Source organism: Thalassotalea sp. ND16A (assembly GCF_000764205.1).
GTDB lineage: Bacteria > Pseudomonadota > Gammaproteobacteria > Enterobacterales > Alteromonadaceae > Thalassotalea_A.
Genome location: NZ_JQDZ01000105.1, coordinates 1 through 15,506, shown reverse-complemented (window position 1 = coordinate 15,506; position 15,506 = coordinate 1). Strand labels below are relative to the sequence as shown.

General features: G+C 40.2%; 10 protein-coding genes. 2 read left to right on the top strand and 8 right to left on the bottom strand.

Annotation, left to right across the window (positions count from 1 at the left end; translation table 11 throughout):
- Positions 1-2: 2 nt before the first annotated feature.
- The 8 genes from rfbB to tviB all read right to left on the bottom strand — a co-directional run bounded on the left by rfbB (position 3) and on the right by tviB (position 13,303).
- Positions 3-1,106 (bottom strand): dTDP-glucose 4,6-dehydratase, encoded by a 1,104-nt coding sequence (gene rfbB, locus ND16A_RS04255; protein ID WP_033078662.1) that lies wholly within the window; start codon positions 1,104-1,106, stop codon positions 3-5.
- A gap of 168 nt (positions 1,107-1,274) precedes the next feature.
- Positions 1,275-2,285, bottom strand: a complete 1,011-nt coding sequence (locus tag ND16A_RS04260) for a Wzz/FepE/Etk N-terminal domain-containing protein (RefSeq protein ID WP_033078661.1) — start codon at positions 2,283-2,285, stop codon at positions 1,275-1,277.
- 168 nt (positions 2,286-2,453) lie between these two features.
- Positions 2,454-5,033 carry an SLBB domain-containing protein gene (locus ND16A_RS04265; RefSeq protein WP_052073247.1) on the bottom strand — a complete coding sequence of 860 codons (2,580 nt, stop codon included), beginning with the start codon at positions 5,031-5,033 and terminating at the stop codon, positions 2,454-2,456.
- Positions 5,034-5,370: 337 nt separating this feature from the next.
- Positions 5,371-5,892, bottom strand: coding sequence for a transcription/translation regulatory transformer protein RfaH (gene rfaH / locus ND16A_RS04270; RefSeq protein WP_033078660.1), 522 nt, complete (start codon positions 5,890-5,892; stop codon positions 5,371-5,373).
- Positions 5,893-6,252: 360 nt separating this feature from the next.
- Entirely contained in the window at positions 6,253-8,493 is a 2,241-nt protein-coding gene (locus ND16A_RS04275) for a YjbH domain-containing protein (protein WP_160173537.1), read from the bottom strand.
- A 240-nt stretch (positions 8,494-8,733) separates the two neighbouring features.
- A complete protein-coding gene (locus tag ND16A_RS04280) occupies positions 8,734-10,656 on the bottom strand; it encodes a polysaccharide biosynthesis protein (RefSeq protein WP_033078658.1) in 1,923 nt (640 codons plus the stop codon).
- Between the two features lie 202 nt (positions 10,657-10,858).
- Positions 10,859-11,875 (bottom strand): SDR family oxidoreductase, encoded by a 1,017-nt coding sequence (locus ND16A_RS04285; RefSeq protein ID WP_033078657.1) that lies wholly within the window; start codon positions 11,873-11,875, stop codon positions 10,859-10,861.
- A 153-nt stretch (positions 11,876-12,028) separates the two neighbouring features.
- On the bottom strand, positions 12,029-13,303 hold the full coding sequence (gene tviB / locus ND16A_RS04290; protein WP_033078656.1) for a Vi polysaccharide biosynthesis UDP-N-acetylglucosamine C-6 dehydrogenase TviB: 1,275 nt from the start codon (positions 13,301-13,303) through the stop codon (positions 12,029-12,031).
- 833 nt (positions 13,304-14,136) lie between these two features.
- On the opposite strand from tviB, the gene ND16A_RS04295 reads away from it, so the two are divergent.
- Positions 14,137-14,703, top strand: coding sequence for a DUF6036 family nucleotidyltransferase (locus ND16A_RS04295; RefSeq protein WP_200880854.1), 567 nt, complete (start codon positions 14,137-14,139; stop codon positions 14,701-14,703).
- A gap of 25 nt (positions 14,704-14,728) precedes the next feature.
- Entirely contained in the window at positions 14,729-15,124 is a 396-nt protein-coding gene (locus ND16A_RS04300) for a hypothetical protein (protein ID WP_033078654.1), read from the top strand.
- Positions 15,125-15,506 lie beyond the last annotated feature (382 nt).

Genomic DNA, 15,506 nt, shown 5'->3' with positions numbered 1-15,506 from the left:
TGTTAAGTTTTAGTCCCTAACCTTTCCATCGCGTAAGAACCATCTAATACCCGGTTCCACCAAGACTTGTTCTCGAGATACCATTGCACCGTTTTTCGTATCCCCGACTCAAAGCTTTCTTCTGGCTTCCAGCCAAGCTCACGTTCGAGTTTCGATGCGTCAATGGCATAACGTATATCATGACCAGGGCGATCTTCTACAAAGGTGATTAAATCCTTATAAGATGTTTTTGTTACTGAATCAGCTTCACCCTCATAATGGTTAAAAGCGCTATTACTTTTACTTGGGACTAATTCCTCCAGTAATTCACAAATGGTGTTAACCACATCAATGTTGGTTTTTTCATTGTGACCACCAATATTGTAGGTTTCACCCTCTTTACCATTTGTTGCGATTAAAAACAAAGCCCTGGCGTGATCTTCAACAAATAGCCAATCCCTCACTTGTAGACCATCACCATATACGGGCAAAGGCTTAGCTTCTAACGCATTTAAAATGACTAATGGTATTAGTTTTTCCGGGAAATGGTATGGTCCATAGTTATTAGAACAATTTGACAATATCGTTGGTAAGCCATATGTTCTTTGCCATGCTCTAACTAAATGATCACTTGCCGCTTTTGATGCCGAATAAGGAGAACTGGGAGCATAAGAAGATTCTTCAGTAAATAAATCGTCTGGCCCATCCAAATCACCAAAAACTTCATCGGTAGAAATATGATGGAACTTAAATTTTGCTTTTGAATCATCCGATAATAAGTTCCAGTAGCTTCGAGCAGCTTCCAGTAAGTTATAGGTACCAATGATGTTGGTATCGATAAATTCAGCCGGACCATCGATAGAACGATCAACGTGACTTTCTGCAGCAAGGTGCATAACAATATCGGGTTGATGCTGTTCAAAAACTCGATCTAGTTCCGCTCTATTACATATATCGACTTGTTCAAATGCATAGCGTTGGTCGTTGGAAATACACTGCAGCGATTCTAAATTACCCGCATAGGTTAATTTATCGACATTAACTACACTATCATTGGTATTTTCAATGATATGGCGAATAACGGCAGATCCGATAAAACCGGCGCCACCTGTCACTAATACTTTCACAATTCGTACCTTATTTTCTTTAATATACTGACTGTTAAAATCGAATTTTAACAGTCAGTACATCCTATAAATGGTGTCAATAACATCACTGTCATTATGAGACTGTATAACCTGTTTTAATCAGCTGAGAATGCAATTAAGAACTCTTAGTTTTATAAGAATAAATGGCTACTCGATTTCTTTTTCGGGTTTAAAAGCATAGTGGCGTACTAATACAAACAGTAGGGCAAACATGCCACCTAGTATTGTGCCAAAAATACTAATTATCGCTCTTTTCGGTTTTTCTTTATCTTCAGGGGCATTGGGAGGATCAATGGTTTTGAATACGTACTCTTTTGATACTTCAGTTAGCATCATCGTTTTGGTTTGTTCTTCAATTAACTGGTAAAATATTGATTGCATATCGGAAGCCAGGAGGTTGTTTTCCAGCTTTTCATTAAGGAAGTCGATGCTATTTTTCGCTTCTTGTTGATCCTTGGTTCGCATTTGTTCATTTAGATCTTGGACAAGGTACGTTAACCACTGTTTGGCAATTATTGGTGAATAATATTCTATACTGATTATCACCATGCCCGTTTCTTTAATCTGGCTTACTGTAACTAATTCTCTAAATCGCTCAAACGCCTCCCAACTTGACGGTTTTGATGTTTTTGGAAAGCTTGCTTTTCTTACCCACTCTTTTGTAGATACATCATAAACATCTGGTTTGTACTGCAGTTCATTGCTTATTTGGTCCCAATTTTTGGCGGCCATAAGCGGTACTAACAGTTGATGCCTTTCAATAAATTGTTCAGTAAAAACCCTAGACTTTAACACTTCTAAAGCAATTCCTGTTTGGTCTGCACTACCACCACCAAGGCTAATTCCTGCTAGACTCGCCAAGCCGCCAAATTGACCAGCAAGCTTTGATAAACCACCAGAGCCACTATCCCCTGCGGGTGCTAAAACGGTACTTGCTTTATAAATATTAGGTTGATAAATGGCATAGGCAACTGAAGCTGCAGCAAAAATAATAGTAATTGCGATAATTAACCATTTTCCGGCCCATAGTGCAGTCCAAAGTTCTTTTAAATCTATGCCATCGTCTTGTCGATGGAGTCGAGGCTGCATATTTTGCGGCATGGCAATATATTGCGGGTCTTGTAGTTGCTGATTTTGTTGGTGTTGCGGTTCTTTCATTTTGAGTTCCTGGTTTCCCGGATGGTCTCAGTTTGCTTAGAGCCCGAAAATATCTCGGGCATTTAAATCAATTAGACCTCACTTTAAAGCTTTGCGCCTACGCGGCATCGCTTTAAAATATTAATGGCTTTTAAATATCAATGACAATTGCATCTTCATGATACTGGCTTATATGCCGTTGATGGCAGCAAATGCTACAGCAGTGTTGTACAATATCTGGGTCGCTGTTGTCCAAAGCGTTAGGTTGTTGGTGTAGTCACTGTCTAGTGGTACAACAATGGTATCTCCTGGCTGCAAGCCTTCGTCAGTGTTGGAAGAAAACCAGTTTGAGCTTTCAATGATTTTGATGTCCCCGTTTGCTGCAATAACATAGATATCGTCAGTTTCAGCGCGTTGCTTCACCCCGCCACTTTTTAAGATGTAATCGTCTATGCTAATGTTTACATCAAACATATGTGAGGTAGCGACATGCACTTGGCCAATAACGTTGATTGAATTTTTCGTACTCGGTACATATAACGTATCACCGTTTTCAAGCAGTACATCATAATTATCATCGTTAACCAATTTTGGCAGGTTTATTACCAAACGCCCTACGGGTTCAACCTTGGTTAAATCAGACAGTAAGCTTTGAGCTTCTGCATAGGCGATATTTGAACCTTCCGTTAATGATTTGGAGGCTATTTCCATTCTTAGATCAGAAGCCAATTTTTTCAGGTTATGTATTTCTAGCAGTTTTAATTTTGTTCGGGTAAATACGCCCCCTTGTGGAAAGGCATATTCGGTAAATCCGCCGGCTTTTTTAATCACATCGTCTAAGGTTTCACCGCGGCGAATAGTATATTTTCCAGGGAATACAAATTCACCTTTTAAGTTAACCACATGGTTTTCCGTCCAAGATGGTATTTGATGAACGTTTAAGCGATCTTTACTTTGTAATGCAATATCAGCTTCAAGGTTATTCGCCAATGCATCTTTTAAATTGACATTGATCGATATTTTACCCGCCTTTTCACTGTCTACGGTGTTACGGGTAACTTCAGCCCGCGCTAAATAAGCCGATTCGGTAATGCCGCCAGCGGCAGCAATTAAATATGAGACTTTTGAGTTTTTCGCCAACGGGTAAACACCGGGGTACTTCACCTGGCCATCAACTTCAATTAATTGCATTGGTTTGCCCGAGGCGCCTTGTAGTTTTAATTTTTGAATAACTGGTGCAAGTAATCGAAAGCGGGCATTTTCTTTCAGCTTTTCAATAATTAACTGCTTGCTACCCTTATCATCGCCTAATTGCTCAACGCTTTTACCTTTTAATTGTGCCAATAATCCGGCATCAATTTTATCACCTTTTTGATTAAGGCTTAAATCCATCTCTGTATTGGCAAAGATAATAATTTTATCCCGGGCTTGTATTTCAATATTATCGACCGATTCAGGGTTATGAATGGCGTTGCTTAAGTTAAATTGCAACACTTCAATGTTTCTGGCACGGTCAATTTCACGTACAATTAAACTGTAGTTTAAATCGGCTTCGGCTAATAAGTAGGCATTGAAATCTGGAAAGATGTCGTTAATGGTTTGGCCCTGCACCCACTGGTAAGTACCCGGGCGAGTAACCGCACCAATAACTTCAATAGATTGGTCGAACAAATCAGAGGTTTTTAGCACATGAATGGCGTCGCCATTTTTAACCACACTGGCCAACTCGGCTTTATTAGCCAAGTTCACGTTTTTTACACTGCGTAAGTTATTCTCGCTATAACGCTCAACCCGGGTCGCTTTTGGAAAAGCCGAAGGCAATAAACCACCAGCCATCTTTATCACATCGCTAAATGTCTCTTTGTTGCTAATTTCATAGATGCCCGCCCGTCTTACTTCACCATCTACACTTACCCGATGCCCCACAGACGCAACAAAAACCACATCGCCAGCTTGCAATAATATATCGTTGCTTGAGTCACCTTTGATCAGTAAATCGTATAGATCAAAAGATTGAATTAATTTACCGGCACGCTTTACTTGAATATTACGTAATGAGCCAATATCACTGATACCGCCAGCCGCAAATAACGCATGGGTAACGCTGGATAATGAATTAATAATGTAAGGGCCTGGCTTATAGGCATCCCCCAGAACAAATACCCGCATTGAACGCAGAGAGGCAATGCTTACCACTACGTTCACCCCTAAAATGCGTTGTTGTATTTTTGCTCCTAAAAACTGCTTCATTTCCGCATAGGTTAGCCCCACTACACTAAACGGGCCCAAATTAGGAATAACCACTTGCCCTTCTCGGGTAACCGGTAATTGGTAATCTAAATTCTCCTTACCAAAAATTTGTACCGATACATTATCGCCAGGGCCCACCACATAACTTTCTGGCACTGCTACGTCTAAGTTTGGGGTAAACGTAGAAGGCGCATTAGCAAACACGTCATAACCGAAGGCTTTTAATTCTGTGACTTCGCCGTCAATGCTTTCAATCACTTGCAGCTCAGGCTCACGTGCCACTACTGGTGTAACCGTTTCTTCAACTTGCTGTTGCATTGAACTTGACTGCATTTTTAATGCATTTAAATCAACGCCCATGCTTTGGGCTAATGCTTGTTGCTGAGAGGCAGGTAAACGTTTAAATTGTTCAATTTGAGCTGCGGTAGGGCCAGCGGCAAATACCGCAGAACTGAGTAATGTACTCGTTAAAAATAATTTAGTTAGCAAATTTTTGAACGACATTTTTTTATTTCTCATAATATCTACTAGTTATACCAGTTCGCGTAATGATGTGATCAATTGAGAATGATATAGAAAGCTTTAGAACAATTGAAATTTTGAAGAGATAGTTATTCATATATTTTCGAAATTTCAGGAAGTTCTCAAGCTTTTTATACATTCCCGAAGGGTAACTCATATGTTGTTTATAAGAGTTACTCAATGACCAGATCATTATACGGATTGGTATTGAGGATGTAATAATTGTTTATTTCTGTAGTGCTTTAGGCACGCTTCCGCCCATTGGTTTGGCTCCAAAAGGCAGGTTTATCCGTTTGTAAATTCCTGAACAAGTCAGAAATAACGCGAAAAAGAACTAGCTTGATTTATCAATAAATTGATTTTCAACGGCTACTTCATTTTGTTGGCCCAACATATTGATTAATAATATGCTGCGCTCTAAACCATCTTTGGCTTTGTATATTGCGCCAAGACCTTTAAATGGCCCTTGGTTTATCTCTACTTTATCACCGCTGTTATACGCTAACAGTTGGGCAAGGCTTTTATTACTGTCTTCACCTTGTAAATCAGCTTTAATTTTATCAATTAAGTTATTACTGATGGTGGCGTGTTTTACCCCAAAACGAACAAAACTGCCCACACCTCGAGTTGAACGAATCGCATTAAAATTTGCTTGTTCGGGCTCAAGGTTGATGAATAAATAATTCGGAAATAATGGCGCTAGCGAGACAGACTTTATTCCTTGTCTTTTGCTTATCTTAGATATTTTCGGTAAAAACACCTCGTATCCTTGCGAGGTTAAGTTGTCGTGTGCACGTTGCTCTTCTTTCGGTTTACTTGTTAACACAAACCAATTGGAAGTTAATGTGTTAACCATACTACTTCGAATCCCTTTACATAAGCTGAAATCATACTAAACACTAGCCTGACACTTGCTTTACAATACACATTTTACCGGGGTGTATTATAAGGAACAAAAACATGAATTACTACGGTTTTGTCTACCTTTTTTTTTAGTGAAATATCGCTAAATTTTACAAACGCTTAGATAAATGTGGATTAATATTCGCACTCACAACTTTTGTTTTACTCCTTGAAAAGGCAATTAAAATTGATTTTCAGCTTGTCTAAACTCAAAATAATGAGCAACCGCTAATCATTTAAATCATTAATTTAAATGATTAGCGGTTGCAAGCAGCACGAATTTGTCTTGTTCAATATCATTTACCGTTTAACATCAATTCCTATCACGGTTAAAATACGCCTGATTAAGGTTATGATACAGCAACGGCTCCTTACCAAAACCAGTTTTAATGGTATTGGCGGTCCCTTCCGATTCTAAATTAGTTTCCACATAATAGTTCCACTGCTCAATGCCCCTCACCTGAAAACCAAGATCAGACTTCATCGATTTACCAAAGTTAAGCGGAATTGAAAAGCCGATGGCAACAAAGTCTTCTTCTTCACCACCGTCACTGTCATCAAATTTGGTTTTACGATAACGCAGGCCTATTTGGGTATTACCAAACCAGTGCAGCGAGCGCAAGGTAAACCCTTTGTCACCCTGCCAGTACTCACCGGCGGTTAATTCGATATCCCAATTTAATGGCTGGTAGCGGTATCGGTACTTTAACAGCTTAGGTTTATGATAGGTTTTCTTACCGGCCCAATTAACCCTAGTATCTTCAAAATCGCCAACCAACAAGCTGACCCGGTGAGTATTTTCGCGACTGGCCCAGCGACTTTCATTCAATAAGCCATCACTATTGCCATAAATGCGACCATAACTAAATTTTGTAAAGGCATTATAGGGCAAAGCAAAAGTTTGATGAAACAAGCGCCGATCGATGCCCTGCTGAGTACCATATTGACGCTTAAAAAAACTACCATCGGCAAAATCGTCCGAGTTGGCCACCGTATCCGATAAATGGCGAATATCGATCACCGCGCCATCCCACAACGACATTTGCAAATTCGAGCTTAACACCAACTGATAATCAAAGGCGCCGTATTCGGTACCCACCAAAGAATACAACGCCGGCGATAATATCAACCGCGGCACAAAATGCGCAGAACCAGAGTCGTTTACCGCCCAGGTAACATCATCATCACCAAACAAGCCTGAGAACAAGCCCGTAAGCCCATCATCCCCAGGTTTCTCGTTTACAGGTCCATAGTTCCTAGTTCCCCGTTCCTCGTTCCCCGTTCCTGTAACAAAGTTGCTATCAACCACCACCCCAAAATTCGTCAACTCAACAACCGCATCAACACCCAATCGAGCAAGAACTAAATCAGACACAACCGCAACCGCTTCCCGCTCATCCCGATTAAACAAATTATTCTCAAACCGAACAACGACCCCAGATCCTAGCTCCTCGCTCCGAGTTCCCACCGAAACCGACTCAAAACCATAATCAACAAGGTAAGCAGCAAAATCCTTCAAAGCATCACCGCGAAGTTTCAACTTCCCATCCGGTTGGCGGGGTTTTAACCTCGCGTAATTCCGCGCAGCTGAACCTTCAGCAGCGCTACCACCATCATCACGCGAAACTAAAGTCTCAACACCAACCTCACCCGGTTGGCGGGGTTTCAACCTCGCATCTGGTTGGCGGGGTTTTAACCTCGCGTCATTCCGCGCAGCGGAACCTCCAGTTACGCTCCCTCCCCCAACATAAGCCCCAGCACCCAAAGGAATACTAACCCCAAAATTAAACCACTGCTCCCGCTCATTCCGCGCATCATCACTAGAATACAACTGCGCAGAAACATAAGCATCCCAACCATCAGGCAACCAAGTATCAGGCGCAAACGCCTTAACCCCAACATTTACCGCATTAGCATCGTACTCGGCCGCAACTTGCAAATACTCAAAAGGCTGATATTCAACCGAGCCAAAAGCCCCATTCATATAACCAATGGTATTATCCGATGAAGAAAGCCCTACGCTGGTGCGAACAGCACCAAAAGAACTAAAGTTAAACTCTTTACTAGCACTCACATAATACGCTTCAGAAAACACCGCGGCACCAGCAATATCTTGGCCACCTACAGCCAACGAAAACCATTTTTGGGGGATAAACGGGATTTTCCATTTAAACGAGGCCGATAAATCACGAAAACCACAGTCATCTTCTACGTAGTGATTACAATCCCAGGTTCGCGTAGCCAACCGCCCTACCACTTCCACATTCGGCAATAAGCCAACACCAAACTTCATATCATTGGCGGTAACAAAACCAGGCTGATTCAAAAATAGTGTACTTCTATCGGCATAATTATCACTGTAACTAAAGCCAAAATCGCCGTAATCAATGACATTGGCTGTAGGTGTATTAAACACGCCGGTATAGGCCTGCATTGAATAGCTATCAACAACGGAGGTGTCAGCTGCAAAATCCGAGCTAGCAACGCAACATAAGGAGAAAAAACAAGCGCCTATCGCGATGGGCGTAGATAAAAAAGGGTTAATGGGTTTCATATCCATGAATCGTTATTGTTAATATAAACGCTATTTTAAACACAACACCTTTAACAAGCAATTAACCTGAGCATTAAATTAAACTTCATCGGAACCAAAAGAATTCAAATCCTCCCTGGTAATTCCAAGTTAATTACCCCCAAAACTAAAAAAACCACAATAATCATTATTGTGGTTTCGCTTAATTAATCAGAGTTAATTTAAGTTGAGTTAAATTAAACTAAAAATTACTATAGCTAATTAACTGGCTGAAACAATAGTGAGTGGCGCTTTATTCTTGGGCGAATTTAAATACACCAAATCGCATATCTCATCACTTGGGGCAAAGCCGGTAGGCGCATTCAATAATATTTCTCTGATCGCTTGCTGATCAAAGGTTTTACAAGCAACTTCAAGTGCGCTAAGCATTACATCCAATTCACCCCAGGGTAAAAACACTTCCGAGGCGGTCATAATGCGTTCATTACCGGTTTTGTCCACATCATCACCAATGAGCAACTCTTCAAACAGTTTTTCACCGGGGCGTAAACCGGTTTCTACTATTTCAATATCACCATTTACATTACCGGCATGTTTTAAATGTAAGCCCGATAAATGAATCAGTTTACTGGCCAAATCATAAATTTTTACCGGTTTGCCCATATCCAGTACAAATACATCGCCGCCCATGCCCATGGCACCCGCTTGTATTACCAATTGTGCCGCTTCGGGTATGGTCATAAAGTAACGGGTAATATTTTTATGGGTTAAGGTGATAGGCCCACCACTGGCAATTTGTTTTTTAAACAGTGGGATCACTGAACCCGATGAACCCAATACATTACCAAAGCGCACCATACAAAAACGGGTGCAAGAACCATTCTTATCGGCAAGTGCCTGCAAACACAGCTCGGCCATGCGCTTGGTAGTGCCCATCACATTGGTAGGTCTTACCGCTTTATCGGTAGAAATTAACACAAAGGTTTCTACCTTTGCCGTAATAGCCGCTTGCGCGCAATGCAAGGTGCCAAAAATATTATTGCGCACACCTTCAATCACATTATGCTCAACCAGTGGCACATGCTTATAGGCGGCGGCATGATACACGGTTTGTACGGCAAACGAGAGCATCACTTTTTCCAGGCGATTTTGTTTCTCCACCGAGCCCAACAGAGGGTACAGCTCAATGTTTAGACCATTCTCGTTTACAAAGTCTTCTAATTCTTTGTGAATTGAATACAAGGCAAACTCGGTGAGTTCAAACAACAATAACGCTTTTGGTTGTTGGCCAATAATTTGTCGGCAAAGCTCCGAGCCTATTGAGCCACCGGCACCGGTCACCATTACTACTTTATCTTCAATATCGGCATGCATTAAATCGGCATTGGGTGGTACCGGGTCACGCCCTAACAAATCTTCAATACTCACTTCGACAAAATCGTCAATTTTGGCTTTGCCTGAAACCAAATCGTCCATCCCGGGAATGGCCAACACTTCCACTTTGGTTTTCTCTAATTCATTTAAGATGCGGGCACGCTGATTTTTACTGGCCGAGGGTACCGCCAATAAAATATGGGTGATGTGGTATTTTTCAATTAAGCCATCAATATTATCGGGCCCGTATACCTTAACGCCATTAATCGATAACTTATGTAAGCCTTTATCGTCATCAACAAAACAGGCTGGATTGTACTCAGCGCCATTGTTCAGCGCATTTACCAGTTGAATACCAGAAGAGCCCGCGCCATAAATCAACACATTGTCTTTTTCTTTGCGGTTAACGGTATGCACCCAACTGCGTACCGAAATACGAGAGCCGCCAACAAAAATCAATAAAAAAGCACCATAAATTACCGGCACAGAGCGAGGTAAATTAATGTCAAACACCAAGGAGGTAACCGCTAAACATACGGCAGAGAACATAACACTGAGTGATACGGCGATTACTGCTTTATTGTTTAAGTAACGCAGCACTGCTCGATATAAGCCCAAATTAATGTTGGCTAAAATACTCACCACCACTACCGCAGTTAACATGTACCAGTAGTTAACATCATAAAATTCTATATGACTGTCTAAGCGCAAAAACAAGGCAAACCAAAAGGCGAATATTATAAATACTGAATCGATAAATACGCTGATCAAGCGTTTAAGCGGGCGGGATAAATAAAAAATGCTGTCCATGATAAAGCAACCTGGTGGTTTTAACGATTCAGAAAGAATGCCATTCTAAATGATTTACCATCTTATTTTTGTAAATAAAAGTTACCGCTATCATAGCAAAATGCGACCTAAGAGTGAATAAAATCATGCATTATTGACGATGTTTAGGCTAAAACCATGCTAAAACTAAGCTTAATCTATAAAAATTATGCACTTACTTCGTTTATTGGCTGATGTACCAAGCCATAGTCTTTGCCAGTCCTTGCTGAACACTAAACTCTGGTGCATAACATAACAGTTGGCGGGCCTTAGAAATATCGGCTTGCGAGTGGCGCACATCGCCGGGCCTAAACACAGCATATTGGGGAGTTTGGTGATAATCAATCCCTAAATCAGCAATGTTGTTACGTATGGCGGCATACAACTCATTCAGGCTGGTTCTGTCACCTTTGGCTACGTTATACACTTGATCTTTAGCATCATCGTTCGCGGTAGCGGCCAAAATATTCATTTGTACCGTATTGTCTATAAAACAAAAATCGCGTGAGGTTTCGCCATCACCGTTTATCACAACGGGAGCGTTATTAATCATTGCAGCCGCCCATTTCGGAATAACTGCAGCATAGGCGCCATTAGGGTCCTGGCGTTTACCAAACACATTAAAATACCTTAAGCCGATGCACTTAAAGCCATAGGTTGTGGCAAAGTTAGTGGCGTATAATTCATTGACATATTTGGTAATGGCATAGGGTGATAATGGTTTGCCAATGGTATCTTCTACTTTCGGCAACCCGGGGTGATCACCATAAGTTGAAGAGGAGGCGGCATAAGTAAAACTTGATACTTTTGCCTCATAACTGGCAACCAGCATATTTAAAAAGCCAGTGATATTACTGGCGTTGGTATTAATCGGGTCTTCAATCGATCTTGGCACCGAACCTAACGCGGCTTGATGGAGAACATAATCAACGCCTTCAACCACTTTTTTGCAATCATCCAGCTCACAAATATCGCCTTCAACAAAAGTAAAATTCTGCCAATGCACAGCAGACACTTCACCTTGCACTTCAGTTAAATTTTTTTTATGCCCTGTAGAGAAATTATCCAACCCCACCACTCTTTGCCCAAGGCTTAACAACGTCTCTAATAAATTTGAGCCAATAAACCCGGCAACACCAGTAACCAACCAAACTTTAGGCCTTTGCCGCAAGCCATCACAAATCACTTCATAGTCCGTCATCATTTCTCCCCAGATACCCTAACCTTAAACTTAGCACCCCGCTCCAAGTTCCTAGTTCCAAGCTCCAAATTTAAAAAAGAACATCAAACCTGAACTGTAAACTAAACCTGAAACAACTTAGTTCCTCGTTCCCAGTTCCTCGTTCCTCTCTCTCTACAACCTCAAATCAACATCACCTTTTGGCAAAATATATTTCAAATCATAAATAAAATGGCCACGTCTGCCCCAGGCTCGTATTTGTTTGCTAGTTAGTGCTTTAAACTGATCATGAGCTACCGTTAAAATAATCGCATCGTAATGCCCTACTCTAGGCTCTTCGAGAAGATCAATATTGTATAAGTGTTTCGCTTCGTGTTTATCACACCAGGGATCAAACACATCTACCTGCATGTTGTATTCATGCAGCTCATTAACAATATCTATCACCTTGGTATTTCTCAGATCCGGACAGTTTTCTTTAAAGGTCAACCCTAAAATGAGTACATTGGCATGTTCAACATGGGCGTGTTGTTTCATCATATTTTTGACTAGTTGCGACACCACGTATTCGCCCATGCCATCATTTAAATGCCGGCCAGCCAAAATCATTTTCGGGTGATAGCCAATGTTTTCGGCTTTTTGGGTTAAGTAATAAGGGTCAACGCCAATACAATGGCCTCCAACTAGGCCAGGCCGAAAGGGTAAGAAATTCCATTTGGTACCCGCGGCCTCCAATACATCTAAGGTATCAATACCAAGCCGATTAAAGATAATGGCCAATTCGTTAATAAGGGCTATATTGACATCGCGCTGGGTATTCTCAATCACTTTTGCCGCTTCTGCTACCATGATACTCGAGGCTTTATATGTGCCGGCAGTGATGATACTTTTATAAACTTGATCAATTTCTTCAGCCGCCGCAGAAGTTGAGCCAGAAGTAATCTTTAATATCTTGCTGACGGTATGCTCTTTATCGCCGGGGTTAATTCTTTCCGGCGAATAACCGGCAAAAAAATCCTGATTAAACACTAAGCCCGAAACTTGTTCAATAACCGGAATACACTCTTCTTCGGTAGCGCCTGGGTACACGGTCGATTCAAAGACTACAATGTCACCATGCTTAACCACCTTGCCAAGCATTTCACTAGCCATAATTAACGGCGTTAAATCGGGTTGCTTATGTTTATCAATGGGGGTAGGTACAGTAACAATATAAAAATTACAGGATTTTAAATCATTAACTTGATTGGTGAAGGTAAGTTGCGTGGCTACAGTTAATTTTTCCGCTGTAATTTCCAGGGTATTATCTATGCCATCTTTGAGTTCATCAATGCGAGATTGCTTGATATCAAAGCCAACGATTGGGTAACGTTTGGCAAATTCAACCGCCAGTGGCAGCCCTACATAGCCCAAGCCGATTATGGCTATTTTTTTTAATGATAAATCCATGTGTTTTCAAGTTTTTATTATTGATAAACTTGAGTATAGGTGTAATTACCAAAATTACTAACATCAAGCGATTGAAATTCCCCTTGATAACGCTCCTGTATAAGCGCTTTATAATAGAACAAAACTTTGCTGTGTTCATCAAAATGGCGTGTTTTTACTTTGTACGATGAAAGAAATTAAAATTTATTACCAAGAAACGTTGTCATACAAGTAGCCACTTTCAAAATGCAAAAAAGCTGGTCGTCCCTAGTCTGTATACAACTTCCAACACCATTGATGGATTACAAAATCACGGCCCATTATTCATAAGGAGTTTTTATGATGTAATGCTCAACATCAATTATTCTAGAAGCTTGTTTTTCAAGCTTTTGGCTCTACAGGCTAACATATTTGCTAAATCCAATAGTCCAGCCTCTAGCCCTTGCAAATTAAGCGATTAACAATCAAAAACTTATACGAAGCATGAAACCATAGTGAAACCAAATATTGCATGAATGACGACAATGTTTCAAAAAGTCGAGTGATATATCTGAGCTAAGCTGTTGAGTATATTCAACATCATTATCTAAATATGGATGCAATAATCTTCATTTTTGAAATCAAAATTTATGCGTACAAATAAGTACAAGCTCTAAATTTTTTTCAATATTAAAGTAAATTAAAGTTAACTCATACTGTTAGTGCCAAACGAACTAGTCATAAGTAAACAATAATTGACTTATATAGATACAAGTTAATTAATCAGCTTTAGAAAGTAAAACAAACTGATTAATGATAAAATTATCAAAAATAATGACTTTAAGCCCTTTATGAATTTATATTTAGATACACCAATGTCGAAAGCGATTTTTGAATTATTGTCTCAACTCAATTCAGAAATAGAAAGCAAACTAAATGACGTCAAAGTACCTGGCGCAGTAAAAGCCTACATTTTCGGTGGTTGCGCTGTACACATACTAACTAACGCTCGCGGGAGTAACGATTTAGATGTTGAAATAGAAGCAACTACTCAACTTGATATTGGAAGCGTGGTTATCGAGTTAAATGACGTATATTTTAATGATCCTATTGAAGGTGATATGCAACTGATATTGGATGATACTTTTCAAATAGGTATTACCCCAGTAGTGTCACCTGATTACAAAGAAAGGGCGATTCCATTGTGTGACGGTAAACAAGTACTACAAGTTTACCTTGTTAATCCTGTAGATATTGCTATATCGAAACTTTCCCGTTGCGCCGTTAATGATGTAAAGGACATTGTAGAGATATATAAGAATAAACGCTTTACACTAGAGGAATTTAGCCAAGCGTGTAAAGAGGCGCTAGAATACACCGCGACTCCCGATAGTTTGCGCAAAAACATTGATCACGTTATAATGACGTTAAGTTCTATCTAATTTTTCATTCATAAGTTAGTTTAATATGCGAAGTTTACAAGTAGAGTTTGAAGCTCTAGTTAAAAATCCAAATAAGCCAAATACAGGTGAAAGCCTGAAATTTGTTGCGCTTGCACTTTGGTATGAAAACTTTGTTCCTAACGTTCAAAAATTAAGTAGTAAAGATGTTTCTCAAGCCGGTTACCTTCTAGACAAGCTCACTCGCTATAATTGCTTAGATGCTTCAAAAAAGAATTATCTACGCTCTAAACTTCTTGCCGACTTAGAAAGAAGAAAAAATAAACATAGTCCAGATAGCACCTCAAAAGACATGCTAGTAAAAAAATGGGGAGCTACCGTTGAAATGAAAACGGAATTTAGAGGATTAATGGCTTATCAAAGAAGAAGCTATAAAAGTAGCACCTTTGCTCTCTCAGCCTAACACGCTTTTAAAGCCGCTATTTCAAGCGGCTTTTTTATATCTATCACCGCACAAGAACTTCTGACGATTAGGCAGAATACGGTCTGTCACTTCATCCATAATAGTTTATCTGAAACGGCTAACTTTCAATTATTTACCCTATAAGGGGTAAATTGAGACGCTTTATACAAAAAATTCCATAACGGGGGCTCTACAAACATTTAACCCCTCAACATACCCTAAAAGGTATAAAATGCCCCATCTTCCAAAATACATTGCATATTCCGGCGAACGTGAACACCGATTCCGGTTTATCGTGAACACCTGAATTTTTAACGCGTAACCTTCTTTAATTTTTAGCGCAAGTGTTCACGATGCGTCAACTTTTAATTGTTTTTCTCAT

Bases quoted from the DNA above. Each gene is read 5' to 3' on its own strand.
- ND16A_RS04260 (WP_033078661.1), bottom strand. From the start codon at position 2,285: ATGAAAGAACCGCAACACCAACAAAATCAGCAACTACAAGACCCGCAA.
- ND16A_RS04265 (WP_052073247.1), bottom strand. From the start codon at position 5,033: ATGAGAAATAAAAAAATGTCGTTCAAAAATTTGCTAACTAAATTATTT.
- rfaH (WP_033078660.1), bottom strand. From the start codon at position 5,892: ATGGTTAACACATTAACTTCCAATTGGTTTGTGTTAACAAGTAAACCG.
- ND16A_RS04275 (WP_160173537.1), bottom strand. From the start codon at position 8,493: ATGAAACCCATTAACCCTTTTTTATCTACGCCCATCGCGATAGGCGCT.
- ND16A_RS04280 (WP_033078658.1), bottom strand. From the start codon at position 10,656: ATGGACAGCATTTTTTATTTATCCCGCCCGCTTAAACGCTTGATCAGC.
- ND16A_RS04285 (WP_033078657.1), bottom strand. From the start codon at position 11,875: ATGACGGACTATGAAGTGATTTGTGATGGCTTGCGGCAAAGGCCTAAA.
- tviB (WP_033078656.1), bottom strand. From the start codon at position 13,303: ATGGATTTATCATTAAAAAAAATAGCCATAATCGGCTTGGGCTATGTA.
- ND16A_RS04295 (WP_200880854.1), top strand. From the start codon at position 14,137: ATGTCGAAAGCGATTTTTGAATTATTGTCTCAACTCAATTCAGAAATA.
- ND16A_RS04300 (WP_033078654.1), top strand. From the start codon at position 14,729: ATGCGAAGTTTACAAGTAGAGTTTGAAGCTCTAGTTAAAAATCCAAAT.